This is a genomic window from Sphingobacterium sp. N143 (assembly GCF_030325625.1).
Taxonomy (GTDB): Bacteria; Bacteroidota; Bacteroidia; order Sphingobacteriales; family Sphingobacteriaceae; genus Sphingobacterium.
On the sequence record NZ_JACAIS010000004.1, the window covers coordinates 220,889 to 245,638 of the forward strand.

General features: G+C 44.0%; 26 protein-coding genes and 1 other RNA gene. 20 read left to right on the forward strand and 7 right to left on the reverse strand.

The window, feature by feature from the left end:
- The first annotated feature begins 93 nt into the window (after positions 1-93).
- Positions 94-1,299 (forward strand): pyridoxal phosphate-dependent aminotransferase, encoded by a 1,206-nt coding sequence (locus tag HX021_RS09920; protein WP_286590069.1) that lies wholly within the window; start codon positions 94-96, stop codon positions 1,297-1,299.
- Positions 1,300-1,408: 109 nt separating this feature from the next.
- On the opposite strand, the gene HX021_RS09925 is transcribed toward HX021_RS09920, so the two are convergent.
- On the reverse strand, positions 1,409-1,933 hold the full coding sequence (locus tag HX021_RS09925) for a hypothetical protein (RefSeq protein WP_286590070.1): 525 nt from the start codon (positions 1,931-1,933) through the stop codon (positions 1,409-1,411).
- Positions 1,934-2,028: 95 nt separating this feature from the next.
- Between HX021_RS09925 and HX021_RS09930 the strand changes: the two genes are divergently transcribed.
- Together HX021_RS09930 and ssrA are read left to right on the forward strand one after the other, a co-directional pair.
- Positions 2,029-4,059 carry a M3 family metallopeptidase gene (locus HX021_RS09930; protein ID WP_286590072.1) on the forward strand — a complete coding sequence of 677 codons (2,031 nt, stop codon included), beginning with the start codon at positions 2,029-2,031 and terminating at the stop codon, positions 4,057-4,059.
- A gap of 100 nt (positions 4,060-4,159) precedes the next feature.
- Positions 4,160-4,527, forward strand: a transfer-messenger RNA (tmRNA) gene (gene ssrA, locus HX021_RS09935).
- Between the two features lie 107 nt (positions 4,528-4,634).
- On the opposite strand, the gene HX021_RS09940 is transcribed toward ssrA, so the two are convergent.
- Positions 4,635-5,729 (reverse strand): hypothetical protein, encoded by a 1,095-nt coding sequence (locus HX021_RS09940; RefSeq protein WP_286590073.1) that lies wholly within the window; start codon positions 5,727-5,729, stop codon positions 4,635-4,637.
- A 371-nt stretch (positions 5,730-6,100) separates the two neighbouring features.
- Here HX021_RS09940 and HX021_RS09945 point away from each other — a divergent pair, with 371 nt between their 5' ends.
- From HX021_RS09945 to HX021_RS09970, 6 genes are all read left to right on the forward strand, one after another.
- On the forward strand, positions 6,101-6,586 hold the full coding sequence (locus tag HX021_RS09945) for a DUF4199 domain-containing protein (RefSeq protein WP_286590074.1): 486 nt from the start codon (positions 6,101-6,103) through the stop codon (positions 6,584-6,586).
- A 17-nt stretch (positions 6,587-6,603) separates the two neighbouring features.
- A complete protein-coding gene (locus HX021_RS09950) occupies positions 6,604-7,044 on the forward strand; it encodes a DUF1801 domain-containing protein (RefSeq protein WP_286590075.1) in 441 nt (146 codons plus the stop codon).
- A gap of 220 nt (positions 7,045-7,264) precedes the next feature.
- Complete coding sequence (locus tag HX021_RS09955; RefSeq protein ID WP_286590076.1) at positions 7,265-8,251, forward strand: PLP-dependent cysteine synthase family protein; 987 nt, start codon at positions 7,265-7,267, stop codon at positions 8,249-8,251.
- Positions 8,238-9,281, forward strand: a complete 1,044-nt coding sequence (locus HX021_RS09960) for a DUF6695 family protein (RefSeq protein ID WP_286590077.1) — start codon at positions 8,238-8,240, stop codon at positions 9,279-9,281. Before HX021_RS09955 ends, HX021_RS09960 begins: the two co-directional genes overlap by 14 nt.
- A gap of 14 nt (positions 9,282-9,295) precedes the next feature.
- Positions 9,296-9,664 carry an aspartate 1-decarboxylase gene (panD, locus tag HX021_RS09965; RefSeq protein WP_286590078.1) on the forward strand — a complete coding sequence of 123 codons (369 nt, stop codon included), beginning with the start codon at positions 9,296-9,298 and terminating at the stop codon, positions 9,662-9,664.
- 162 nt (positions 9,665-9,826) lie between these two features.
- On the forward strand, positions 9,827-10,351 hold the full coding sequence (locus HX021_RS09970; protein WP_286590079.1) for a GNAT family N-acetyltransferase: 525 nt from the start codon (positions 9,827-9,829) through the stop codon (positions 10,349-10,351).
- 67 nt (positions 10,352-10,418) lie between these two features.
- Here the strand turns inward: HX021_RS09970 and HX021_RS09975 are convergent, their stop codons facing one another.
- A complete protein-coding gene (locus tag HX021_RS09975) occupies positions 10,419-11,237 on the reverse strand; it encodes a universal stress protein (protein ID WP_286590081.1) in 819 nt (272 codons plus the stop codon).
- Between the two features lie 119 nt (positions 11,238-11,356).
- Positions 11,357-12,244, reverse strand: a complete 888-nt coding sequence (locus tag HX021_RS09980) for a sugar phosphate isomerase/epimerase family protein (RefSeq protein ID WP_286590082.1) — start codon at positions 12,242-12,244, stop codon at positions 11,357-11,359.
- A 247-nt stretch (positions 12,245-12,491) separates the two neighbouring features.
- Between HX021_RS09980 and HX021_RS09985 the strand changes: the two genes are divergently transcribed.
- A complete protein-coding gene (locus tag HX021_RS09985; RefSeq protein ID WP_286590083.1) occupies positions 12,492-12,674 on the forward strand; it encodes a hypothetical protein in 183 nt (60 codons plus the stop codon).
- A gap of 422 nt (positions 12,675-13,096) precedes the next feature.
- Positions 13,097-13,570 carry a helix-turn-helix domain-containing protein gene (locus HX021_RS09990; protein WP_286590084.1) on the forward strand — a complete coding sequence of 158 codons (474 nt, stop codon included), beginning with the start codon at positions 13,097-13,099 and terminating at the stop codon, positions 13,568-13,570.
- Between the two features lie 2 nt (positions 13,571-13,572).
- Here the strand turns inward: HX021_RS09990 and HX021_RS09995 are convergent, their stop codons facing one another.
- A complete protein-coding gene (locus HX021_RS09995; protein WP_286590085.1) occupies positions 13,573-14,652 on the reverse strand; it encodes a fatty acid desaturase in 1,080 nt (359 codons plus the stop codon).
- A 303-nt stretch (positions 14,653-14,955) separates the two neighbouring features.
- Here HX021_RS09995 and HX021_RS10000 point away from each other — a divergent pair, with 303 nt between their 5' ends.
- From HX021_RS10000 to pstB, 5 genes are all read left to right on the forward strand, one after another.
- On the forward strand, positions 14,956-15,621 hold the full coding sequence (locus tag HX021_RS10000; protein ID WP_286590087.1) for a DUF6266 family protein: 666 nt from the start codon (positions 14,956-14,958) through the stop codon (positions 15,619-15,621).
- A 125-nt stretch (positions 15,622-15,746) separates the two neighbouring features.
- Positions 15,747-16,607 carry a PstS family phosphate ABC transporter substrate-binding protein gene (locus HX021_RS10005; RefSeq protein WP_286590088.1) on the forward strand — a complete coding sequence of 287 codons (861 nt, stop codon included), beginning with the start codon at positions 15,747-15,749 and terminating at the stop codon, positions 16,605-16,607.
- 6 nt (positions 16,608-16,613) lie between these two features.
- Positions 16,614-17,504, forward strand: a complete 891-nt coding sequence (gene pstC / locus HX021_RS10010) for a phosphate ABC transporter permease subunit PstC (protein ID WP_286590089.1) — start codon at positions 16,614-16,616, stop codon at positions 17,502-17,504.
- Positions 17,494-18,351, forward strand: coding sequence for a phosphate ABC transporter permease PstA (pstA, locus tag HX021_RS10015; protein WP_286590090.1), 858 nt, complete (start codon positions 17,494-17,496; stop codon positions 18,349-18,351). Before pstC ends, pstA begins: the two co-directional genes overlap by 11 nt.
- The gene (gene pstB / locus HX021_RS10020) at positions 18,341-19,087 is read left to right on the forward strand and encodes a phosphate ABC transporter ATP-binding protein PstB (RefSeq protein ID WP_286590091.1); all 747 of its coding nucleotides are present in this window, start codon (positions 18,341-18,343) and stop codon (positions 19,085-19,087) included. The genes pstA and pstB overlap by 11 nt, the downstream gene beginning before the upstream one ends.
- 133 nt (positions 19,088-19,220) lie before the next feature.
- On the opposite strand, the gene HX021_RS10025 is transcribed toward pstB, so the two are convergent.
- Complete coding sequence (locus HX021_RS10025) at positions 19,221-21,077, reverse strand: YfbK domain-containing protein (protein WP_286590093.1); 1,857 nt, start codon at positions 21,075-21,077, stop codon at positions 19,221-19,223.
- A gap of 81 nt (positions 21,078-21,158) precedes the next feature.
- Here HX021_RS10025 and HX021_RS10030 point away from each other — a divergent pair, with 81 nt between their 5' ends.
- Together HX021_RS10030 and HX021_RS10035 are read left to right on the forward strand one after the other, a co-directional pair.
- Positions 21,159-21,737 carry an RNA polymerase sigma factor gene (locus tag HX021_RS10030; RefSeq protein WP_286590094.1) on the forward strand — a complete coding sequence of 193 codons (579 nt, stop codon included), beginning with the start codon at positions 21,159-21,161 and terminating at the stop codon, positions 21,735-21,737.
- Complete coding sequence (locus HX021_RS10035) at positions 21,724-22,983, forward strand: energy transducer TonB family protein (RefSeq protein ID WP_286590095.1); 1,260 nt, start codon at positions 21,724-21,726, stop codon at positions 22,981-22,983. The genes HX021_RS10030 and HX021_RS10035 overlap by 14 nt, the downstream gene beginning before the upstream one ends.
- 318 nt (positions 22,984-23,301) lie before the next feature.
- On the opposite strand, the gene HX021_RS10040 is transcribed toward HX021_RS10035, so the two are convergent.
- Positions 23,302-23,436 (reverse strand): hypothetical protein, encoded by a 135-nt coding sequence (locus HX021_RS10040; RefSeq protein WP_286590097.1) that lies wholly within the window; start codon positions 23,434-23,436, stop codon positions 23,302-23,304.
- Between the two features lie 153 nt (positions 23,437-23,589).
- Between HX021_RS10040 and HX021_RS10045 the strand changes: the two genes are divergently transcribed.
- Positions 23,590-24,129 (forward strand): dihydrofolate reductase family protein, encoded by a 540-nt coding sequence (locus HX021_RS10045; RefSeq protein WP_286590098.1) that lies wholly within the window; start codon positions 23,590-23,592, stop codon positions 24,127-24,129.
- A 56-nt stretch (positions 24,130-24,185) separates the two neighbouring features.
- Positions 24,186-24,695, forward strand: coding sequence for a MepB family protein (locus tag HX021_RS10050; RefSeq protein WP_286590100.1), 510 nt, complete (start codon positions 24,186-24,188; stop codon positions 24,693-24,695).
- The last annotated feature ends 55 nt before the right edge of the window (positions 24,696-24,750 follow it).

The window sequence follows — 24,750 nt, forward strand, 5'->3', positions numbered from 1 at the left end:
TTACCAAAGCCCCAATAAAAACAGTCTTTTTCTTTGTAAATTTTCAAAAATAAAGAAGATTATTTGCGACGTATATAATATCTTTGTCCTACCATGAGCACATCATCATACTTATCAGACAGGATAAATAATTTGTCCGAATCGGCCACACTTAAAATGACCAAGCTGGGCCGAGAATTAGCAGCAAAAGGCATCAATGTAATCAGCCTTAGCGTAGGTGAACCTGACTTTAACACTCCTGAACATGTAAAAGATGCAGCGAAGAAGGCCCTGGATGAAAACTGGACACGTTACTCGCCAGTACCAGGATACCCTGAATTGCGTCAGGCCATCGTGAATAAATTGAAGACAGAGAACAACCTGGACTATGATATTTCACAGATCGTTGTTTCAACAGGCGCAAAGCAATCCTTGTCTAATGTAATCCTGACGTTGATCAATCCAGGAGATGAGGTTATCATTCCAACACCATACTGGGTATCATACTCTGAAATGGTTGTACTGGCAGAAGGAAAATCCGTATTTATCAATACGGAGATTGACAATAACTTTAAGATCACGCCTGAGCAATTGGAAGCTGCCATCACGCCAAAAACCAAATTGTTTATGTTCTCTTCACCCAATAACCCTACTGGAACGGTTTATAGTAAAGATGAATTGGCAGCATTGGCGAAAGTTTTTGAAAAGCATCCACAGGTATTTATTCTATCGGATGAGATCTATGAGCACATCAATTTTGTCGACAAACACGAATCCATTGCACAATTTGACAGCATCAAAGACCGCGTTATTATCATCAATGGTTTCTCAAAAGCCTTTGCGATGACAGGCTGGCGTTTGGGTTATATTGCTGCCAACAAAACGATTGCTGCAGCAAATGATAAATTACAGGGCCAGACCACTTCAGGGACTTGCTCCATTTCACAACGTGCAGGTATTGTTGCTTACGAACAAGGATTAGCGTCGGTCAACAAAATGAAAGAAGCCTTTGCACGTCGTCGTCAATTGGTGTACGATCTATTGAGTGATATCCCGGGGGTACGCACCAACCTTCCCGAAGGTGCATTCTATTTCTTCCCTGAAATTTCATCTTTCTTTGGCAAAAAAGACCAAGATGGAAATATCATCAAAAACTCATCTGATCTTGCTTTATATTTATTGAACGTAGGTCATGTAGCTACTGTAGGGGGCGACTCTTTCGGTAACGACAACTATATCCGTTTATCCTACGCAGCATCAGACGAAAGTTTGATCGAGGCGCTGAAACGAATCAAAGCGGCATTGGGAAAACTAGCATAACCCTTGTCCCAGATAACAAAATGGGCTGTTCAAAAAAATTGAACAGCCCATTTTGTTTATTGTATTCCGCCAGGTGAACATCAAATACTTTCCCTTCTACCTACCCCTTTTATTTAATATGCTCCATCACCTCAATAAATTTCTTCCCTTTATTCTTTGGATCAAAAAGCATTTTTTCCAATTTATCAAGTTCAAGAGCTTCCAAATGACTGGGCAACATACTATCTTTCATTAACTTCAACAACTTTTCCCAGTCTCCGCGATTGATCCTATTGTGGATCAATTGCATCATCTGGACAGCATTGCGGTATTCCTTTCCCGTCTTCAGTTCCACCACCATATCCATCCAGTCGCCATAAGTAAAAACTCTGCCTTTTTCACGTTGTAAGTGTAAAGCTTTCATTTTGACCAGCTCATATCCCAATAACATCTGTGCGACAGAATCAATTTCCATGCAATCAGCGATTTTAGCATAATCCTTTGGAAACTCTACCCGGGCGTCATCATCCAGCAGTTTACAAAAGGCCGGCACCTCATTTCTCAGCGAATCGCAGTTCTGCTGTGCATATGTTTCTGTGCTTATCAGGACAGCTATAATAACTACCAGCAGCATATAAATCGTATTCAACCTCATGCTGCGAAGATACACATTCCCAATTAATATCATCAGCAGCACATAATTCAAATTGCTTTTAGCGCTTCAGGCAAATATTTATTACATTTACTCCTATGAGTATTTTAACAGAGAAATTCAAAACGCCGCACGATACTGCGCCGTTTTCACAGATAAAAAACGAAGATTATATCCCTGCCTTTGACGAGGCGATCCAAAAGACAAAAGATGAAGTCGATGCCATCGTCAACAATCCCGAAACAGCAACCTTCGACAATACCATTGCAGCCATGTCCTATTCCGGGCAGACACTGGACAGGTTATCGAATATCTTTTTCAATCTGCATTCCGCAGAAACGAATGATGAACTGGAAAGGATAGCCCAGGATGTCGCTCCAAAATTATCTGCCCTGGGGAATGACATTACGTTAAATTTTGATCTGTTCAAACGTATAAAGACCGTTTACGAACAAAAGGATCAACTACACCTGACAGCTGAGCAATGCACTTTATTGGAAAAATCCTATAAGGATTTTGTCCGCAATGGTGCCCTATTGAACGATGAACAGAAAGAACAGCTCCGTGCCATTGACGCTGAGCTATCGCTTTTAAAATTAAAATTCGGCGAGAATGTACTTGCCGAAACCCACGCATACCAGCTTCTGGTCACGGATCAGAAAGATCTTGCGGGACTTCCAGATGGTGCTGTTGAAGCTGCCCAGGCACTGGCCAAGGCCCATGAAAAAGAAGGCTGGCTCTTTACACTGGATTTTCCAAGCTACCTTCCCTTTGTCACCTACGCCGACAACCGGGAACTTCGCCGGGAGATGACCTTGGCTGCAGGGCGCAAGGCATTCCAAGATAACGAATACAATAACGTTAACAAGGTACTTCAGATCGTTAAACTACGATTTGAACGTGCCAAGCTACTCGGTTATGCCACACATGCCGATTTTGTGCTAGCAGAACGTATGGCACAAAACCCGGCCAAAGTCACCGATTTTCTGAACGATCTGCTTGAAAAGGCCAAGCCCGCAGCATTAAAAGAGTTTGCGGAGTTATCCGAATTTGCGAAGAAAAGGGATGGTATTGAACAGCTCGAAAAATGGGATGGCGCTTATTATGCGGAGAAATTAAAGCAGGAACGTTTTAATCTGGATGATGAAACGCTTAAACCTTACTTTAAACTCGACAATGTATTGCATGGCGCTTTTGAGGTTGCCCGCCGTTTATTTGGCATCCATTTCAAAGCTGTCAGCAACATCGACACCTATCACGAGGAAGTCCAGACTTTTGAAGTCAGTACCGACACGGGCGAGCTTGTTGCTATTTTCTATGCCGATTTTTTTCCACGCAAAGGCAAACGGAACGGGGCCTGGATGACCTCCTTCAAATCACAGTATGTGCAAGATGGCAAGCAGGAACGTCCACATGTATCCATTGTATGTAATTTCACCCGACCTACCGCCACCAAACCTTCTCTATTGACTTTCCAGGAAGTAACCACCTTATTCCATGAGTTTGGACATGCGCTGCATGGCATGCTCGCAGACAGCATCTATCCTACGCTATCTGGGACATCCGTTTATTGGGATTTTGTGGAATTGCCAAGTCAGGTGATGGAAAACTGGTGCTATGAGAAAGAAGCGCTGGAATTATTTGCACGGCATTATGAGACTAACGAAGTCATCCCGATGGAATTGGTGGATAAAATCCGTGAAAGTGCTTCATTTTTAGAGGGCATGGCTACCATGCGCCAGTTGAGCTTTGGGCTCCTGGATATGGGCTGGCATGGGCAGGATCCTGCAGCCATCACGGATCTAAAAGCATTTGAAGACCAGCAATTCGCCTCCACCAAGCTGTATCCGGATGTGAAGGAGAATGCGATGAGTACTGCCTTCTCCCATATTTTCAATGGAGGCTACTCTTCAGGTTATTATAGCTACAAATGGGCTGAAGTCCTGGATGCAGATGCGTTCGATTACTTTAAACAACATGGTATTTTCAATAAAGAAGTTGCGGCCAAGTTTAAGGACAATATACTTTCCAAAGGAGGTACAGAACATCCAATGGTACTTTATAAACGTTTTAGAGGACAGGAGCCATCTGTCGAACCACTCCTAAAACGTGCCGGTCTGATTAAATAGCCGTCTACAAAAAGCAAGACTGAGGAGATTCAGCCTTGCTTTTTTGCAATATATAGGGCGATATATCGTAAAAAAACCGTATATTTGTAGCCACATAATTGGGGTTGACCGGAATTGACAGGATGGAGACGGTTATGTAAGCATGTAGTGCGTTGTTAGTAGAGCACTTTAATCTGAACTTTCAGAATTATAACTGGCGAAGAAAACTACGCCTTAGCTGCTTAAGTTAGACTTAACATAGCTATTTGTCCCGTTAGATCCTGTTCTTTGGTTTAACATTCGGGGCATCGAACAATAGAACTGGCAAGTGTGATGTTGCTAAGCACTTGTGAGAAACAGCAACTACGGCGTCCGGTATAGGTAAGCGGCTCACCTTCCCTCGCCCGACAATTAAAGAGCAGCTAAACATGTAGAAAGCGTATACAGTACCATGTTTGGACGAGGGTTCGAATCCCTCCAGCTCCACAAAACAAAAAGCTCAACGGAAGTTGGGCTTTTTGCTTTTCAGGTTACTACCCAAATTTCACAACCTTCTCAATACGAGGTCCAAAATGCGGATGGATTCCAAAATCACATTACCGGCCGACAATAAACAAGCCGGTAGGTGTATAGTGCGTATCAGTTTCTGAACTGAAATATTCCTTTCCATTTTTCCATACCCAGAGTATTCTTCCCTTTCCACTTTTTCTCCATCCTGTGGCAAAGACATTTCCCCTTAATACTTTCATATCCGAAAGTTCTGCATCTATGGAAGGATCGGAGTTAATGCTCCAATTCAATGATGCAGCATTCCGCCATACAGTCGGTTGGTTATCCAGGGTTCCGCCGATGAATATATTGTTACCCTCTGTTGTTATGGCTTGCCCATAATTGACAGGCGCTGGTTTTGAAGGTAGTATGGACTGTTTTCCGTTCTTCCAGTACTGCACGGTCTGTCCTTCACCGCCAAAACCTGTACCGATAACATAAATGTCTCCACCCAGAATGGAAATCTGGTTGGGAACGATATTCTCAGCATGCTTATTTTCCAACAAAGTAGCCTTGCCATTCTTCCAATATTTGCCCTGAGTTCCAATTTCGTCATTTATCTCATAGCCTACCGCGTAGATATCATTTCCAAGTACGCATATATCATACAGCCTGGCCATATTGCTCCCGTCCGTAACATCCATTACCTTCCCATTTTTCCAAATACAGGCAACCCAATTACCTTTGGGTTTCTGATGTCTCCCAGCAACATAAACATTATTATCGGAAACAAATACAGCCCTTGCTTCCGATCTTATCGTGGATCTGGGCATTTCCAAATTTTGTATTACACCATTTTTCCATAATACCGCCGTCCTTGGCAGGTATTGCCAGGTTAGATCAGAATTGATAAACCCGACCACGTACACATTCCCTTCCGATACAAAAATGTCGTTGGCGGTAGCTGAGACATTGCCATTATAGGGGAGCATATGCTCCTCACCGTTCTTGTGATAGAATGGTCTATTGATCCCGGCCACTTTTTTTATTCCTGTCACATAGACGTCGACCTCGATCGGTTCAGGTGTTACGTCCACTACCGGATCTTTATCCTTGCCACAGGCCATCATTAAAACAAAACTATAACCGATCAATGCAAACTTCAGGAGAGGCCCAATGCCTCCAATCATAACTCTTTTCATATTCTACTTTAAAAAAACAACTGTAGTTTCAGCTGCAGGACAAAGTTAACAAACGATAGAACCTGCTGTTATCTACAAATTATCTACAGCATTCAACTGAAACTCCCTGCCATCTTATTCTTTCCTAGTCCCGTTTCTATCTCTCATGTACTGATCGTGAAAGTTTTGACAATATCCCCGGCACGAGCAGCAATGACAGATTTATTCTTAAAGGCAAGTTTATGGTTGAAAAAATTGGCTTTACCGATAGAAGAAAAACCGATTTTCTGTATCTTTATTTTATATATTTCCACAGTAATACATGCACTTGACCATATAAACAGCAGCAGGCCTAATTAGAAGTTTTAATATCCCTTAAAAAATCCTGATAGATGAACAACATAAACATTGAAATCAAATGGGCTGTATTCTTTGCAATCATGACCCTTGTGTGGATGCTTTTGGAAAAGCTAAGTGGGTTGCACGGAAGATATATTGATTACCACCTTTACCTTACCAATCTTTTTGCCATCCCGGCAATCTGGTTTATGGTTTTGGCACTGAAAGACAAAAAGAAAAATTTCTACAATGGGAGCATGACCTATAAGCAAGGTCTTATTTCGGGTATCGTTCTTTCCCTCCTCATTGCTGTTTTAAGTCCGCTTACGCAGTGGATTATTTCCAATGTCATCACACCCGAGTATTTTCCGAATGTAATCAAACGTTCGGTGGAACTGGGATACTATCAAACAACTGCCGAGGCGCAGGCGCATTTTAATTATAGAAACTACGCCATCAGTTCGACCATTTTTGCCTTTGTTTCTGGGGTAGTTACCACAGCAGTTGTTATGCTATTTTTGCGCACAAGAAAAAAGTAATAGATTTGATATAACATATGATGAAAGCCATCGGAAATACCGTTGAAGAAATCCTGGCAAATGTTCCCCAAGACCGGTCAGAAGCCTTTGGTAAACTGCACAGCACCATCGTGCAGAACCTGCCACAGGGATTTATTGCCACAATCAGTTATGGTGGCCTGGGCTATGTGGTCCCGCACAGTCTTTATCCCGCTGGCTACCACTGTAAACCCGCCGAGCCACTTCCCTTTGCAGCTATCGCTTCGCAGAAAAATTCGATCAATCTCTACCACATGGGCATTTATTCCGATCCTGCATTACTGGAATGGTTTGTATCAGAATATCCAAAACACTGCCGACAGAAGCTGGATATGGGTAAAAGCTGTATAAGGTTTAAAAAATCGGAAGATATCCCGTTTGCACTCATTGGCGAACTGATAAAAAAAAATGAGTGTGCAACAGTGGATTTCACTCTATGAAAGCAAACTGAAAAATTAATTTTTATAACTATCAAAAAAGGGAACGCCAGCCATAAAAAAACCGAAGACATAGGTGATGGCAATTGCCAGTTTGCCATCGGAGATACAGGGCAATCGGTAACATTTTCATTGTTTATTACTCCTAAACAGGAACACAATAGAATATAACACCTATTTTAACGTTAAATTATAAACTACATATAAAAACATAAGGTAAGATTTGATAAAGGATTCTATTGGAAATACGCCATTACGTAGGGATGAATATTTATCCATGCGGTATAATACAACTATTTTAGTCAAAGAAGAGTTTCATAACCCGGGTAAATCATCCAAGGATAGGGCTGCTTGGTTTATGATGGAGGATGCGATACAGAACAAAAAGATTGCACCGGGAGGTACTTTTGTTGAGGCCAGTAGTGGAAATATGGGCATAAGTATGGCGTTGATAGCTAAAAAACTGGGGTATAAAACAAAGATTTTTGTTTCAGCAAGTTGCTCGGATGAGAAAATCGAGTTGTTGAAATCCTATGGTGCCAGCATTCAACGCTGTGACAATTCCAATGGCTTGCATGTTTTCAATTCCACCCAGTATTTAGCCCAAAACTTCAGTGCGAACAACCTGAACACCTATTTCACCAACCAATATTACAATTCCAACAATATCAAAGCACATTACAAAACTACTGGTCCTGAAATCTGGAAGCAAACCAAAGGCCAGGTAACCCATGTTTTGGCAGGTGTTGGTACTGGTGGTTCAATCTCGGGGATTGGCCGGTATTTAAAAGAGCAAAACCCACAGGTGAAGATTTTTGGAGTTGAACCAAAAGATTCTGTATATAGCTTATATATGCAGGATACGCCAATGCCAGATCAGGCGGTCAAATTTGATTCGATTGAAGGCATTGGAAGGACATTCATCCCGGGGGCTTTTGACAAAACTGCCGTGGACGAAATTTATCAGATTGACAAAGATGCAACTGTTGTTATGTCCAAAAGATATCGTGAAATAAGTGGGCAGCTGCTTGGATTCTCAAGTGCTGCGGTTTTAGCTGCATTGGATAAACATATTGAACACATGGGATTAACCGAATCAGATCATGTGGTTTTGTTTTTTCCAGATCATGGCGATCGATATATGCATAAACTTTACCAAGATTTGGAACCGATCAAAGAGATAAGTAAGGACTACAATGCATCAATATAATGATTTAGCAATCCCCATTGCTTGGCCCGATCTTACGGCAAGGGGAGATGAATTATGGATGGCCGTTTTAAAGAAATTAGGTATTGTAAAAAACCTAAATTTCAAGGTTGGCCATGCTGCCATTGTCCTCATAGAACGAAAGACTGGAAATCTCAGGTACTTTGATTTTGGTCGTTATATTACACCCCGTGGATTTGGGAGGGCCCGTTCTAGTCAGTTTGACCCACGCTTGGCGCTGACAACTATGGCTGAATTTTCTGATGCGGGCGAATTATTGAACTTTGAAGAGATCCTACAAGAACTGAAAGCCAAGGAGTCTGCAACTCACGGGGGCGGAAGAATGCTATGTACCATCTGCAGTGGCGTATCTTTTCAGCATGGCGTGGAGTTTGCAGAAAGGTTGGTGGATAAGGGCCCTGTTTTATATGGAGCGCTCGCTCCCAATAACAACAGCTGCTCAAGGTATGTAGCCCAAATTTTGGCCAATTCCCTAGAAAAGAATGATCCCAGAATGAACAAGATCCTTTATCCAGAATGCCTGAAGGCAAGTCCCACGAGCAATGTGGTCAATGCGGGGCAGGGAGCTGTGTATTGTTATATGAATTCCGCCTTGGAAACATGGGATATGGGACGATGGGATTCACTGAAATTCCAGGTTGGATTATTGAAACCGAATTTTATCAAGTCAAAATCAAAAGAGCTTCCCGATGATCTGATTCTGGGATTTGTGGAAGAGCCCGAGCGCCCCCCGCATTTGCCGAGTGATGCCCAATGGCTGGGCGGCCTGGGTGAAGGCTGTTGGTTTTCTTTATCCAATAGGATAACCGAAGTTGAAATTACGCGCTTTAATCATAAAGGTGAGGTTGACTATACTGTACGAGCTGATGCTGACAACAGGTTCAATAATTTTGCGGATGCCAGGTTTAGTTATCAGGTGCATCATAAACGCCATGTCATTCAACAAGAAGACCAAGAAATAGAATTTAGAACATTAGCAATAAACAATTTGAATTTAAAACAATCTATCTAAAAAAATAAGAACAAATGGAACTAAAAATTTTAAAAGCCAAGATTCATACGGTTAAAGTAACAGAAGCAAATGTAGCCTATAATGGATCAATTACCATTGATGCTGATCTATTGGACGCTGCCGGGATAGTGAAATATGAGCAGGTTTATATTAACAATGCAATAAGTGGAAGCCGCATCATGACTTATGTGCTGCCTGGCAAGCGCGGAAGTGGTGAGGTATGTATGAACGGCGGGGCTGCATTGCATGCAAAAGTAGGTGATACCGTACATATCCTTTCTTTTGTTAACTTAACTCCGGAAGAGGCAGCAACTTATCAGCCGACACTGGTATTTACCGAAGGTAATAATCAGATCAAATCAGTTGAAAAGTATGATTATTAGGTCCCTGTGATGCTACGCTGGGTAAAAAACGGGGGGAATTAGGTTACGGTGGGAAAAACGTAGCCTAATCAAAAGAATCCGGCAAGAAAAAAACTTGGCGAAAAGCATTGAATATCTCTCAAAACTGATACTTTTGGCTAAAGTTTCCAAACAGCACACAGCATGAATCAGCTAAAATTCAGAGATGCCAGACAAGAGGACCTTGCCCGCATTGTTGATATTTATAACAGCACAATAGCCTCCCGCATGGTCACTGCCGACACCAGTCCTGTTACTGTGGCGAGCAGACTGCAATGGTTTGCTGAACATAATCCGACCAAGCGCCCCTTGTGGATGGTCGAAGACGACAACCATACTGTCCTTGGCTGGGTCAGCTTTCAATCGTTCTACGGAAGGCCCGCCTATGATGCCACGGTAGAAATCAGCATTTACCTGGATGAGCAGCAGCGGGGTAAGGGCCTTGGCCGGCAGATCCTACAGCATTGTATCGAAGCCGCCCCTTCCTTGGGTGTCCATACCCTATTGGGGTTTATTTTTGCGCACAATATCCCCAGCATTACATTATTTGAAAAAATGGGGTTTCAGGAATGGGCCAACCTCCCGAACATTGCGACTCTCGATGCGGAAGAACGCAGTCTCAAAATACTCGGAAAACGCATTAACGCGGAAAAGGATTCATTCGGATAAAAAAGCAGAACAAACAAAAGCCCAGTGAACAGATTCATTCACTGGGCCATCATCTATATTTAAACAACTAGATCGAAATTGTCAGCAGGGGTACATCCAGACCTGAAGCCATCATACGGGTTTTACTCCGGTGTGTCAGTGAGCTCCAGAAGCCATATTTATAAGGGATCATCACCAGCAGGTCGGTATCACTTACCTTCACCTCATCCCGGATAGCCTTTACAACCTCATTGGAAGTCACGTTTTTATAGTAATAGCTGACTATTCCCATCACCTCATTGATCGTTTCCCTTGTTTCCTGGCCCTTCACCTCATTCAGCTGTTCCACAGTTTTTCGGATATTGAAAACTTCCAATACCGCATTGAAATCGGAGGCAAAATCTTTTACCTTTTCCAGAATTTCCTTCTGTACACCCCGGACCATATCACAGGCAAAAAGGATGTGCTTCAATCCGGTAAACCGGGCACCCAAAGGGACCGAAAGGATCGGAATCTTTAACTTACTGATGGCCGCGGTAGTAGTATTTCCCAACATATCCTGATCAAAGGAACGTTTGGCCATCCCCATGACCAGCAGTTTGGCATCGGTTTCATGAATACATTTGGTCATTTGATCATAAAATAGACCCGTGGCCAGGTAAGGAATGGTCTTCACCCCGTATTGGGCTGTGATGTCCTCCGCTTTGAGGCGCAAAATTTCATTTTGACGCTCAAAAATTTTGAACATAGAATCGGGAGAAAGACGGGCGTTCATGGCATGAATGGAGGGGTTCTGCAGTGAAAATAAGACAAGCTCATAATCCTTTCCCTCAAAAACCTCCATGATAAACTTCAGGGCATGTTCAGCTTCTTCAGCATAGTCTGTGGCAACAATAATCCGTTTCATATGGTCTAATTTAAATACGATTAAACAATCCCTATTTACTATCTCAAGTTAACGAAAAATAATAAATTTATCAAACGGAAAATTGTCCCCGCACGGTCAACTTTCTCCCGATTTTTCAACTATTTTGCATAGCTATCTTTCACAAAAGATGCTTTTTTCAGATAATCAATACTCTGTTCAAGACCAGTATAGATATCATTGCGTGTATCTTCCAGCTCAACAAACAGGTTTTTTAAACCAGCAGTCTGGGCATTGTTAAAAATAGCATCAAATCCGACCATGCCGCTCTGGCCAATCTCACGGTGATCTTTGATGTGTAAAGCTTTAAACCTTCCGGCATATTTATTGAAATAATCCACCGGGCTCACATCGCCCACAACTGCCCAATATACATCCATTTCAAAGAATACATTTTCTGGGCTGGTGTGTTCCAGCATATAGTCATACATCACTTTATCTTCCACCTTTTTAAATTCGTGCGAATGGTTATGGTACCCATATAAGATGCCCTGTTGACGGCATTTTGCGCCTACTGCATCCAGATAACGGCATTGTGTTTCCAGATCCTTCAATGTTTTGGGCACATCCATCCAAGGGGTCACAATATATGCCATTCCTGCGGCTTTATGTGCGGCAATACATTCATCCCACCATTTTAATGAAGCTGAAAAATCACCTGACGCAAGTTCCTCTGCGGATAATGCTTTGGTTGCATGTGAGGATAACACCTTCATACCTGCTTTCTCAACTTTAGCCTTAAATTCCTGTGGGCTAAAAGTATAAAACTTGCCATCTTTATACCCCGCGGCTTCCACTCCGGTATATCCAAGGGCAGCAATTTTTTGCAGGATCTGGTCAAAGTTTACATTTTTGCCGATTTCTTCACGAACGGAATACAGCTGTAGGCCGATTTCTTTTTTTGCGGCTTTTTGTTGTGCAAACGTTGGATTTATAGCCAATAGCATACATCCAGCCAGCAATGTTCCGATAAGCGTTCTTCTTTTCATCTGTTGTTTATTTATTAAAGACCTATTCAACACGAAAGCAATGTAAACGTATTGTTTACGGGTTGTTTAGGTTTATCGTGTTAAGTGCAGCTGCAATGTATGCAAATACTGTAAAATTCACAATGCTTTTGGGATTTATTTATTCACATCCTCAGGTTTTTCATGTCCCGCCCCCGAAAAAATTATGAATATTAAACGATTTGTCCGCCAGACTTGTTCTATGGATAAGGACAAACACGTTAAAAAAATGGAAAATCAATTCAAAACCCCAGAACATAGCGATCAAACACAACATGAAAAATTGCCTGAGGTTGCTGTTGAAGAAAAAGATGATGCTCCTGCTGGTCGCAATATCAAACGCACGATCATCATCGCAATCTGTGTACTGATCGTATTTTATCTGATCTATTATTTCATGGGTGAAAGTTAATTATGATCGACGATCTATTGGTTGGTGTAATGCAACTCACCACAGCCCCGACAGGAATTTTGACGGATTCTGAAGCCGGGACTGGGCAAGTTGACTTATATCATAGACTGTTTTTCATGTAAGTGTCCCAGATAAAATAACGGGACAGGGATATAGGGGTGGATATTAAATTTCCGATATTAAATTTACAGACCGCTTCAGCGACCTGAACAAATTTTCCATAAAGATGTTGTTCATAATTATATACTCATCAAAATAGTTTCATAAAGATCTTTTCAAAAAACTTTAGCAGAATCGGCAAACTACCAAAGTCCATCTTTAAGACTTAACGTATACAAGTTTAAAGATATAAATTTTATAAAACAAATTTTTATATAATTTTTTAAATTATTTTTTGCGCAAATTATCATTCAATTCGTTGAATGGCGGATTTTAACAAACAGTTGCTCGAGCATATAGGTCTACGTTTTCGCGCACGACGCAATGAGCTGTATTATTCCTTAAGGGATGTATCGGATTTGACCGGTATTTCCATGGGAACTCTCAATGGCATTGAGAAAGGTCGGGGCATGACTTTATCCAATTTTCTGACCATCTGCCGCAGCCTTGAAATTCAGCCGAACACCTTCTTCCAAAACGAAATCCCCCTGACTCCCCCCTACTCACTTTCTTCCGAAACGCAGGAAAGAATCGCCATCAGCAAAAAACTCGATAGCCTGGTGTACCATTCTGATTTTTTCGAAACAGCCCGACGGGTAGCTGAAGTTCTTGCCGAACTGGGCATTGACAAAGATCAAAGCAATAAATTCTCCGTACATCTCTCGGCTTATTGCGAAGCTGGCGCACTCACCTTTGAACAGTATGGTAATTATAAAAAATACCGCAAGAAAAAATGAGTTTATTTGGTGATCCCATGAAAACGGTTAGCCCGCTTGAACGTCCCTAGATCATTAAAACGAACGCCATATTTCTTCAGCACTTCCTGCGCCTTCTTGCGACCGATATGCCGCACATAAAATGTTTCATTGACCACAAAATGATGAATGCTATGAGTCCAGCCGAAAAAGAAACAAAAAAGCTGCATCGGATACGTCCACCATACATTGAGAACCTGGGTCTGCTCAATGACATTGCCCGCTTCAACATCACCAAAGTAATGCATATTGGAGGTAATAAAATGCAAACAGAACTGACGTAACAAATTTGGGAGAAGAACGGTATAAATAGGCAGCTCCAGACTTATCAACAAGTTATCAACATCATGTGGAAAACTCATTCCGGAGGTAAAACGCGTATTGATCCAGTCCAATAGGATATCGGAAAAAAACAGGTATAAAATCACATGCGCGGCAATGGTAACCGGAACAATGCTCAAAAACATGATCCGCTTTAACCTGGATGATGTTTCCAGTTTAAGGTTTCCGTTCCTGACCTCACGGTCCATATCACTGAACATCCGCTGCAGGCGCAACAGTCCACCCACAACCACATCTGCCGTCGTCAGCAAACGCTTGACAGACCAGCGTTCACCGTTGGTCACACTACGCTCTTCCACATCATGCAATGTTCCCGAAAATTTGTGATGGTGATGATGCAATGTACGTCTGATCCAGGGGTTAACGGTCAGGGGGCGTAAAATCCAAACACCGAAAAGCATCAGATGATGTATCCCCTTTTGCTTCTTAAAATAGAGCCAATGGATAAGATCATGCTCGATTTCATGGAGCACCCCCATGGCAAACGCATTGATCACGATCATGAGCCAGGTGGGAATGATCGCCCTGTACCAGGCCCAGGAGGCAACAACAATCACAGCGATGGCCAGCAGAAATATCGCCATACCGATACTATTCTGCCTGTTTAAAACAGGATAATTTGCTTTAAGCTGCTCATAAGACTGATTAATCTCTTTCCTGATCCGGCTCGACTTTTCTTGATGTGTCAATTCGTTGTGATTTTTATCTACAAAACTAAGCATTTTTTAGTGTAGATATCAACAGAACCAACGGATTAATTCCCGCTATTTTCCTGGGAACTCCTCCTGATGGCTCATAAAAAAGCTAGGATCCATATGGGATATAACAACGTGATGGAATATAAATTAATACGAATCTTATACGGACTTTATAGGGACTTCGTAGGGACCTCATTCGGATGAGGACCTATAATATCCCTATTATTTCCCTGTTATGTAATAATTAATTTACAATCAGTATACTGTTTGATGCAAACATGTTACCGGGCTATTTGTTTAGTGAGGGCAAACAATAGTAGACTTATTATGGCACAGGTCAAGAATGGCGTTAACGGTGCTCCTTCTGGGAAGGTTGGCGCTGTGGTATTTTGCAGCTGGAAGGGTATTAATTATGTCAGATCTCTTCCAACAGTGAACAAACGACGGGAGATCACAGAAAAAGAGGTGAAAAACCGGGGTAAATTTGGTTTCACACAAACCTTCCTCGCTCCCTATAAGAAAATGCTCCGGTTAGGATTTGATCAGTACGACCCCAAGATGACGGCTTTCAATGCAGCCATGTCCTACCACCTGGGGCAGGCCGTTATACAAGATGATAAGAGCGTGCGTATTGATTATGAAAAATTTTCCATCAGCAGGGGGCTGGAGGAAGTGATCACAGCAGCCACAGCGGAAATGGTCGATGGCAAGATCCTGATAAAATGGAAATTAAAAAATCAGGCGGAGCTGTACGACCGGGAGCTGGGAGATTTTAGAACATTGTTTTTACTGCTTCCTGAAAATACAATGGATATTTCCCAGGCCATCTTCTTGGGAAATTATATTGATGATATGAATGACTCCATTGCATTGCCTCAGGTCAACAAAACAACGGCTTACCACCTTTATCTTGGTTTTGCTGCAGTAGATGGAAGCAACCGCAGTATGAACAGTAGCTATCTTGGGCGGGTTGTACTGGAAAAGAACAACTAAAGGAGAAATTATTCAGCTCACAACGCATACAAACAACTGCACAGCATATTTACAAAATATTAATTTACAATAACATAACATCATTTTAACACAAAACCGATCTTGTTATGTTTAAATTAGTATAAATGAATAGTGTTGTCTCCAATCGAATTCTGTTTGCTGTCCTGTTAAGTTTCAGTATGTTGCTATGCGCCTGTGGCCATACGGATCATACCATCAAAATGAAGGGCTCGGATACCGAGGTCAATCTTGTGGTGAATCTGGCTGAAGCTTATCAGCTGACAGACCCAACCTTCAGCATGTCCATTTCCGGTGGCGGGTCAGGCTTAGGGATCACCTCCCTGCTGAATGGTCAAGCGGATATCGCCAACTCATCCAGGCCCTTGACCGACGAAGAGCGCAACCTTTTTCAGAAGAAAAATATCCCCCTACGCACAATTGTCTTTGCAGAAGACGCAACAGCCTTTGTGGTCCATCGTGACAATCCCATTCAAGAAATCGATGTGGCAACACTGGGAAAGATCATGAGCGGGGCCATGGTGAGCTGGAAACCTCTTTCCGGTATGGAGCTCCCAATTAATATCTATGGCCGGCAAAGCAGTTCGGGAACCTACTCTTTTATCCGTAAGAAGCTCAAGGTTGCCTATAGCCAAAAAGCGAAGGAAATGACCGGGAATGCGCAAATACTTGAAGCCATCAAAATTGATAAATCGGGAATAGGCTATGTCGGAGCAGGGTATATTTCCAAAAAGATTCAGGACAACAAAGGCATTAAAGTGCTCAAAATTAAAGATACCGCTGGGGCAGATGCCATATCACCGTTGGATCCAGCCGCCATAAAAAACAGGTTATACTTCTTCCAGCGCCCACTTTACCAGTTTATACCTGAAAAATCCTGGACAAAGGTTCAGCCCTTTATACAGTTCGAAACGGAGGGTGAGGGCACCAAAATCATCGAAAACTCTGGTTATTACCTTATTCAATAAACGAGTATGCAGTACAAAAAACGAATTGCCATCGATACCATCGCCAAAATCCTGTTCAGGTCTACCGGCTATCTGGTACTTGCCCTTCTTGCTGGTATTTTCTTCATGCTCCTGTACAATGCGATTGCATTTTTCCTGGAAGTCTCCCCCCTGGATTTTATCACCGGGAGCCAATGGAATCCAACCGCAGCGCAACCCGTATACGGTATCTTACCATTGATCGTGAGCACATCAATTGTATCGCTGGGGGCAATGCTCATTGCAATTCCGCTCGGCGTTGGTACCGCAGCATTTATTTCAGAATATGCTGGCCCCAGGCTCAAAAATATCTTAAAACCAGCCATAGAAATGCTTGCGGCAATTCCCTCGGTCGTCATCGGCTTTTTAGGTATTGTGCTCGTGGGCCCAGGCATAGCTGATTTCAACAATTTACCAAATGGGTTAAATGCATTGAATGGAGCAATTTTGCTGGCCGTCATGGCACTTCCGACCATCATTACCATTTCCGAGGATGCCATCCACGCTGTGCCCCAGACCTACCGTGAGGCGAGCTATGGCTTGGGGGCTTCCCGCTGGCAGACCCTACGGAAAATCACCATACCGGCAGCAGCGCCAGGGATTATTGCATCCGTTATGCTGGGATTGGGCCGGGCCATCGGTGAAACCATGACCGTACTGATGGCAACAGGCAATGCCGCCATCTTCCCCAAAGGTTTTTTCGACTCGGTCAAGACCATTACCGCAACCATCGCTATAGAAATGGGGGAAGTACCCTATCAAACCACGCATTACTATGCCCTGTTTGCCATTGCCATCGTCTTGTTTCTGATGACGCTTGTTGCCAACCTGATCGGGGAATATTTTATCAACCGTTTTAGAAAATATCATGCTACATAAAATCAAAAAACTGGGACCTCTCGTCGAATGGGGGACACTGCTGCTGTCCACCGGGCTCGTTTGCTTCTTTTTGTGCGTCATCCTCTTTGATATCATCACAAAGGGTTACCCCGTATTATCCTGGGACTTTATATCCCTGTTGCCCACCGCAGGCATGACACAGGGCGGTATTCTCACCCCTATTATCGGGACGATATTGCTGACATTGATCACTGCTTTCTTTTCCATTCCTTTTGGTGTCTGCTGTGCCATCTATCTCAACGAATATGCAGAGAATACTTGGCTGACGCGTACGATCCGGGCCTCTATCCGTAACCTGTCGGGGGTACCATCCATTATCTATGGGCTGTTTGGCCTTGCCTTGTTTGTCCAGGCGCTTCATTTTGGCACTTCGATTTTATCTGCCGGGCTGACCCTGGGCCTGCTGTCATTGCCCTATATGATCACCACGACTGAAGAAGCCCTGCTCCGGGTTCCCCGAAGCATGCGTGAGGCTGCACTGGCTGTAGGGGCGACCAAATTTGAATCCATCAAAGATGTGGTGCTCCCTGCATCCCTGCCCGGCATCCTCACCGGTATTGTACTGACACTCTCCCGTGCTGCTGGCGAAACTGCACCGATATTGTTTACAGGTGCCGCATTTTATATCACCAACTCCTTTGGCAGCCTGAACCAAGAATTTATGGCGCTGCCTTACCACCTATACATGTTGTCCACACAGCATCAATCGATCGAGGAAGTCCGCCCCATCGCTTATGGAACTGCTTTAGTACTGATCATGGTGGTGTTCCTCATGAATTTAACCGCTTTCTACATTCGCTATAAGTTTAGAAACAATGAAAAGTAAATTGGTCGTAGAACATCTCAACCTATGGTTTGGGAGCAAACAGGTGTTGAAAGATATCAATATCGAATTTGAGGAAAATAAGGTCACTGCCTTGATCGGACCATCTGGCTGTGGTAAAAGTACGCTCCTACGGAGTTTTAACCGTATGCACGACCTGTATCCCGAGGCCAGGATCGAAGGACATATCCGGTTGGATGAGCGCGAGATCTATCAAAAAGACATCGAGGTCACCGACCTTCGCAAACGGATCGGCATGGTATTCCAAAAGGCCAACCCTTTCCCAAAAAGTATTTATGATAATATTACCTATGGCCTCAAGATCAACAACCTAACCGCAGACAAGGCAACCGTGCAGAAGGCCCTGGAGGAAGCCTACATCTGGGATGAAGTCAAGGATGACCTGAAAAAGCCAGCTACCCGCCTTTCCGGTGGACAGCAGCAGCGGCTCTGCATCGCCCGGACCGTGGCCTTGCGTCCTGAAGTGATCCTAATGGATGAACCTTGTTCGGCACTCGATCCGGTGAGTACCCTCAAGATTGAAGAGCTGATCCACCACCTGAAAAAAAACTATACCATTGTGATCGTCACGCACAACATGCAGCAGGCTCAACGTGTTGCCGACAAAACCGTATTCATGTACCTCGGTGAGATCATCGAGCAAGGAGATACGCAACAGATCTTCAACAGCCCACAGCATGAAACCACCCGGAATTATATCCATGGGCATTTTGGATAAGTGATCAACATGCAGCCCCGATCCAGCAGTTGATCAACTGCTGGATCGGGGCTGTATACTGCACGGAACCGCTCATCTGCATCCTTTACCTCATGAGCAATGGCTGTAAAGTGCAATTACCGCATGCCAGAAACTACATTGATGCAGAAAGGTCCCTAGCATTTTCTGCCAAACGGATAAACTCTGCCCGATAGCCTTCATGATCTGGCCCTTTAGCTGCTTTGGCACGGCGGATCAATTGATCGAAACTGGCTTTTTGCTTGAACTCAGAATCGCGCAGTAGCAGGCCAAGCTCAGCTACGGCACTGGCGAAACGCAGATCTTCACTTGCTTTGTCCAGTTCGGCAACGTTGGCCATGACGACTTTTTGCTGCAACCTGCTTTTATCCCCATCCGGATCCTTGTACCTAAACTTTACTGTCGCCAGCTCACCATTTTTCTTTGCGGTCACCTGTTTTGCTGGATTTTTTTGATACTTCAAGGGGTCTACACGCCCCAGGAGGTCGGATGCCTGTCCCACCGGGATAATCTCGTAAAGGGCTGTCACCGTATGTCCAACCCCCATGTCGCCACCCATCTTCTGGTCATTATTAAAATCTTCAGCTTCCAGCAGACGATTTTCATAGCCCACCAGACGATAGCCCTGAACATAGCTGGGGTTGAACTCCACCTGGATCTTCACATCTTTGGCAACGGTGAACAATGTTCCCCCGAATTCAGTGATCATAGCTTTGCGGGCCTCAGAAATATTGTCGATATAAGCATAGTTTCCATGCCCTTTGTCAGCCAGAATTTCCATTTTGCTATCCTTTAGGTTGCCCATTCCATACCCTAGCACAGTCAGGAAAACCCCAGATTTGCTTTCTTTGCTGATCAACTCCTCCATGGATTCATCGCTGCTATCACCGACATTGAAATCACCATCACTGGCCAGAATAATGCGGTTGTTGCCGCCTTTCACCTGATACTGGTTGGCTATTTCATAGGCTTTCCTGATACCCGCAGCCCCCGCGGTGCTGCCCCCTGCTTCCAGTTCCTCTATCGCTGTTTTAATCTTCATCTTCTGGCTTCCAGGTGTGCTTTCCAATTTTACCCCTGCTGATCCGGCATAAGTGACAATAGCCACGCGGTCAATATCACGCAGTTGGTCAACCAGCATTTTTAACGAAGATTTTACCAGCGGCAATCGTCCCGGACCCAACATAGACCCTGATACATCAATCAAAAAGACCAGATTGGATGCCTTCAGATTTTCTGTGGGAATATCCTTTGCTTTGAGCGTAACCCGCATGAGCTGGTGCTGCTTGTTCCACGGTGCCTGGGTCAATTCAGTGACAATATTGACGGGTTCACGATTTTGTGGCCCCGCCACCTGATACTGGAAATAATTGATCATCTCTTCCACACGTACAGCATCCTTATCCGGCAGGTTCCCTGCATTGATAAACCGGCGTACGTTGCTATAGGAGGCTGCATCCACATCTGCCGAAAAAGTAGACAAAGGTTCCTTGGTCGGATCAATAAACTTATTTTCTTTTATTTTTTGATACGATTCCTGATTTTGCTCAGGCCTATATCTTGCTGCCCCGATCCGCACGCCCCGTACCTTCCCCATCAGCATCGGCGATGCATTCTGATAACTGACTTCTTTGGCACTCGGCTGATCCGCCAAAACCACAATCTCCTCCAATATATGATCTTGCGGCTTCATGGCAACATTGATCTTCGACTTGCCTTTGACAGCAACCCGCTGCTCGACATAGCCCAGGTAACTGAACAGCAAGGTGTTTGTTTTTGCACTTACCCGAATCCGGTAATTCCCCTGTTGATCCGTCCATGTTTTTTCCTTCGTCTGCATATTCAGGACCACAACCCCTACAAGCACCTCGCCGGACCCGCTATCCGTGACTTTACCGGTCACCTCATATCCTTGTTTGGCATATCCTCCAAAGGATAGCAACAAACTCATTAAAAAAAGCAGTGTTCTCATATCGTTCAAGTTTTTGCCAAGGGATGCAGCAAATATTAAATTTCCATAAACCAGAAAAAAAAAATATTTTTAAGGCATAAAATGTTCGTATTCAAGTCGTCAAAAATAGATCCGTCGCAAGATCAGGAGCTCTTGCAACAATATCAGGAGTCTGTAGACCTCCAGGTATTGGGCGATCTCTATCAACGACATGCCGAGATGGTCTATTACGTCTGTTTGCGTTATCTCCAAGATCGGGAGCTGAGCAAAGATGCCGTCATGAATATTTTTGAAGAGCTTATCCATAAAGTCAACAAACAAGAAATCAAGGACTTTCCGCGATGGCTATATGTCTTGAGCAAGAACCATTGTCTCATGTATTTAAGGTCTCAAAAAAATAAATCACAAATTTCTTTGGATGAATTTGTGAAATTTCCGGGAGATCTGCATCCATATGAGCAACCGGATCAAAAAGAAGAACAACTGACAGCAATGGAGGGCTGCCTGGATCGGCTACCGGAAAAACAGCAGCAGTCGGTCAGGCTCTTTTTTCTGGAGGAAAAATGTTACAAAGAGATCAGTGAGTCTACGGGGTATAGCTTAAATGAGGTGAAGAGTTATATCCAGAATGGAAAACGAAATTTAAAAATTTGCATGGAGGCCTGGAATGAGCGGCAGTAATTATGACATAGCATACCTGAAGAAATACGTCAATGGCGAGCTTTCTCCTACGGAGATGTATGCTATCGAGCGTGAGGCCCAGCGTGACCCGATGTTGGCTGATATCCTTATGGGTATGGAGTTGGATCAGGGCAGCTCTGTATTGCCCGACCTTGAACACCGCATCACACAGCGTACCACAGGGCAGCAAGCCACGACAGCAAGGCTCTTCGACTGGAAGAAACTTGCCATTGCCGCTGCAGTACTTGCTGTGCTGGCAACTGGCATTATCTATTTCCAGCGGCCGACAAGCCCTTCGGGCACGCAGCGGACAGCCAATATCACAGCCCCATCGGATAAAATGGACTCCAGAACACTGCCGCAGGATTCCGCTGTGGCCTCCCCTGGCATCGATTCTGTCCTCCTTGAGGATCAGCACCCTCGCTTAGCCGAGAGCAGAAAGCTTCCCGCACCGCACAGCTATGCGCCGGACGAAACATCCTCGGTACTCGATAAGCCCGCCCTCCGGGTAAAATCAATGAAAGAAATCGAAATGGAAATCAACCCCGACCGACCGGCATTTGGCTTAGGCTCCGCTGATAGTGCCGCAGTGATGGCTTATACAGCAGAGGCCGAAAGGAGTATCGCTGCAACTAATCGTCCCGCCTTAAAAAGTTATAACAACGCTCTTGCGGGTAAGGTAGCGGGACTGAATACAGCTCAGCAAGCGGGCAGTCCTGTCCAGATCACGGTACACAATAAAGAAACGGGATTACCCATTTCGGGGGTAACGATCATACAGCCGAACAGCAAACTGGCCACAAATACCGACGATAAAGGAAAGGCAACCATCCAGCCGAGTACCATGGATTCCCTGGTGGATATTATGGCCTTAGGCTATAATACCGTAGCGCTGAACATGCGGCGCAATAAAAACCTCAATATCAAGCTGGAACCGAACAGCGGCGTCCTGGATGAAGTGGTGGTCACCACCATGTCCTCACGAAAAACAAAAAGTGCCGAACCCGTATGGGGCTGGAAATCATTCAACAGCTACGTGAAAAAGAGAACCACCAACAGTCAGTCGGAGGGCACGGTACGACTGAGCTTCTATATCGACAAGGATGGCTTCCCCACCAATATCAATGTGTTACAGAGCGCCAATGATTACCTGGATGCCAAAGCCAAGGAAATCCTGCTGTCGGGTCCCAAATGGAAAGGGGAAGACTACCGCTATGTCACATTTACATTTGAATTCACACCCTGACAACAATCTGCTGCTCCCAGCACAGGCCAGGCGATTTCTTTCATCAGGTATGTTAACACGGACCATCGTTAACAAAAACTTCATCTTATATTGATATTAAGCTTAAATAAAGCTGATAAATTTGAATATCAAAAAAGAAATAAAAATGATTAAAGATTTTGAATTATTTGAACTGGAGAACACCTTCCTTGGTGAAGGTTTCGACTTGGACGGTGACGATATCATCACCGATGAAGACTAGGTCTTCACTTTTTTAGCAAGTATTATTCCCCTTATATAATCTCCAAGCCCGGCCACTTCTTTGCCGGGCTTTTTCTCTTACAGTGGCCGATTGATCTGCTTTTTACCGTTTCCCATCCCGGGTTTCATTTCGTTCCTATTAGCAGCAGCTATTTTTTCATCTTCCGGATCAGGGTAATCCGTATTTCTTTCAACGACCTGCCTTGTCCGCATTTTTTATTATTGCTATATTTATGACCCCTGAAAAAAAAGATGGTACGTTTAATTGTGTCACGGAAAAGTAATAGTGTCACGGGAAATCAGCCGTACCGATGATGCACGGCAATAGGGGGCTATTCAAAAAAACACATTCTTGAATTCATGCATATGAGAAAAATTATACTGGACCTGGCCATGACGCTGGATGGCTTTATTGAAGGACCGAATGGGGAGATTGACTGGTGCATCATGGATGATGACATGGACTTCGAGGGCTTTCTGTCCACCATAGACAGCATCTTTTATGGCCGTGTCAGTTATGACGCCTGGGGAAACTTCCAGCCTGATGACCAGGCCAGCGACACTGAAAAAAAATTGTGGGAGCATGTCCACGCCAAGAAAAAATATGTCTTCTCGCATCAGGCCAGGCAGGATGAGCGTGCAGTTTTCATCCAAACCGATATGGTTGCTGAAATCACTAAATTAAAAAAACAGGACGGCAAGGATATCTGGTTATATGGTGGTGCTGGTTTGATCAGAAGTTTTATTCAGGCAGATCTTGTGGACATCTACCGTATCTCCGTTCATCCTCTGGCACTAGGCAGCGGGAAGCCATTGTTTGAAGATCTAACGGAGCGGTTAAAGCTGCAGTTGATGCAGACTCGTGTGTTCAGATCAGGTGTCGTGCAACTGATTTATACCACATAGCTGCTGCAGCCAACATGCCATGAAGAGAATTATCATCCAAAATAACAGCCAGCACAATGGGCTACATAACAGTTGACACCATGATCCCAGAACTTATAGCTATCGAAAAAGCAATAGGGCGGCCCATACACAACCTGGTGCAAGACCAGGAGTGCGCCCCGTATTTTGGTTTTAGTTTCCAACTGGGGGGATGGAATATCAAGTTTAGAAAGGCCAAAATAACTCCTAAAAAAAATGGGCAATTTGTCACCTTATGGAAACGTGATGCCCAGCATCAAACTGTGCCTTATGCTGCTGCTGACAAGTTTGATTTCTATCTCATTGCGGCAGCACAGGGAACTAAGTTTGGTTGTTTCATCTTTCCGAAACAGCTGTTGATCAGCCAGCAGGTCTTAACGACAGGGGGAAAAAATGGGAAACGGGGGTTTCGGGTTTATCCTCCCTGGTGCATTGCTGATAATCCGCAGGCCGCAAAGACGAAAATGTGGCAGGTAGACTATTTTATCGACCTGACAGCACATGACCACGAAGTACAGCAGAAACTGCAGGCGTTGGCCATGTGCTGAGGTTGCACCGCTGCAACACTTTTTCGGCACCTGAAAATTCTGGATCGTTTTTTCA

What these genes read in the sequence shown, in the direction of transcription:
- HX021_RS09985 (WP_286590083.1), top strand. Translation starts at nt 12,492, where the DNA reads ATGGAAAATCAATTCAAAACCCCAGAACATAGCGATCAAACACAACAT.
- panD (WP_286590078.1), top strand. Translation starts at nt 9,296, where the DNA reads ATGGAACTAAAAATTTTAAAAGCCAAGATTCATACGGTTAAAGTAACA.
- HX021_RS09950 (WP_286590075.1), top strand. Translation starts at nt 6,604, where the DNA reads ATGATGAAAGCCATCGGAAATACCGTTGAAGAAATCCTGGCAAATGTT.
- HX021_RS09970 (WP_286590079.1), top strand. Translation starts at nt 9,827, where the DNA reads ATGAATCAGCTAAAATTCAGAGATGCCAGACAAGAGGACCTTGCCCGC.
- HX021_RS10000 (WP_286590087.1), top strand. Translation starts at nt 14,956, where the DNA reads ATGGCACAGGTCAAGAATGGCGTTAACGGTGCTCCTTCTGGGAAGGTT.
- pstC (WP_286590089.1), top strand. Translation starts at nt 16,614, where the DNA reads ATGCAGTACAAAAAACGAATTGCCATCGATACCATCGCCAAAATCCTG.
- HX021_RS10040 (WP_286590097.1), bottom strand. Translation starts at nt 23,436, where the DNA reads ATGCGGACAAGGCAGGTCGTTGAAAGAAATACGGATTACCCTGATCCG.
- HX021_RS10025 (WP_286590093.1), bottom strand. Translation starts at nt 21,077, where the DNA reads ATGAGAACACTGCTTTTTTTAATGAGTTTGTTGCTATCCTTTGGAGGA.
- HX021_RS09920 (WP_286590069.1), top strand. Translation starts at nt 94, where the DNA reads ATGAGCACATCATCATACTTATCAGACAGGATAAATAATTTGTCCGAA.
- HX021_RS10030 (WP_286590094.1), top strand. Translation starts at nt 21,159, where the DNA reads ATGTTCGTATTCAAGTCGTCAAAAATAGATCCGTCGCAAGATCAGGAG.
- HX021_RS10050 (WP_286590100.1), top strand. Translation starts at nt 24,186, where the DNA reads ATGGGCTACATAACAGTTGACACCATGATCCCAGAACTTATAGCTATC.
- pstA (WP_286590090.1), top strand. Translation starts at nt 17,494, where the DNA reads ATGCTACATAAAATCAAAAAACTGGGACCTCTCGTCGAATGGGGGACA.
- HX021_RS09995 (WP_286590085.1), bottom strand. Translation starts at nt 14,652, where the DNA reads ATGCTTAGTTTTGTAGATAAAAATCACAACGAATTGACACATCAAGAA.
- HX021_RS10005 (WP_286590088.1), top strand. Translation starts at nt 15,747, where the DNA reads ATGAATAGTGTTGTCTCCAATCGAATTCTGTTTGCTGTCCTGTTAAGT.
- HX021_RS09990 (WP_286590084.1), top strand. Translation starts at nt 13,097, where the DNA reads ATGGCGGATTTTAACAAACAGTTGCTCGAGCATATAGGTCTACGTTTT.
- HX021_RS09930 (WP_286590072.1), top strand. Translation starts at nt 2,029, where the DNA reads ATGAGTATTTTAACAGAGAAATTCAAAACGCCGCACGATACTGCGCCG.
- HX021_RS10035 (WP_286590095.1), top strand. Translation starts at nt 21,724, where the DNA reads ATGAGCGGCAGTAATTATGACATAGCATACCTGAAGAAATACGTCAAT.
- HX021_RS09940 (WP_286590073.1), bottom strand. Translation starts at nt 5,729, where the DNA reads ATGAAAAGAGTTATGATTGGAGGCATTGGGCCTCTCCTGAAGTTTGCA.
- HX021_RS10045 (WP_286590098.1), top strand. Translation starts at nt 23,590, where the DNA reads ATGAGAAAAATTATACTGGACCTGGCCATGACGCTGGATGGCTTTATT.
- pstB (WP_286590091.1), top strand. Translation starts at nt 18,341, where the DNA reads ATGAAAAGTAAATTGGTCGTAGAACATCTCAACCTATGGTTTGGGAGC.
- HX021_RS09960 (WP_286590077.1), top strand. Translation starts at nt 8,238, where the DNA reads ATGCATCAATATAATGATTTAGCAATCCCCATTGCTTGGCCCGATCTT.
- HX021_RS09975 (WP_286590081.1), bottom strand. Translation starts at nt 11,237, where the DNA reads ATGAAACGGATTATTGTTGCCACAGACTATGCTGAAGAAGCTGAACAT.
- HX021_RS09980 (WP_286590082.1), bottom strand. Translation starts at nt 12,244, where the DNA reads ATGAAAAGAAGAACGCTTATCGGAACATTGCTGGCTGGATGTATGCTA.
- HX021_RS09925 (WP_286590070.1), bottom strand. Translation starts at nt 1,933, where the DNA reads ATGAGGTTGAATACGATTTATATGCTGCTGGTAGTTATTATAGCTGTC.
- HX021_RS09945 (WP_286590074.1), top strand. Translation starts at nt 6,101, where the DNA reads ATGAACAACATAAACATTGAAATCAAATGGGCTGTATTCTTTGCAATC.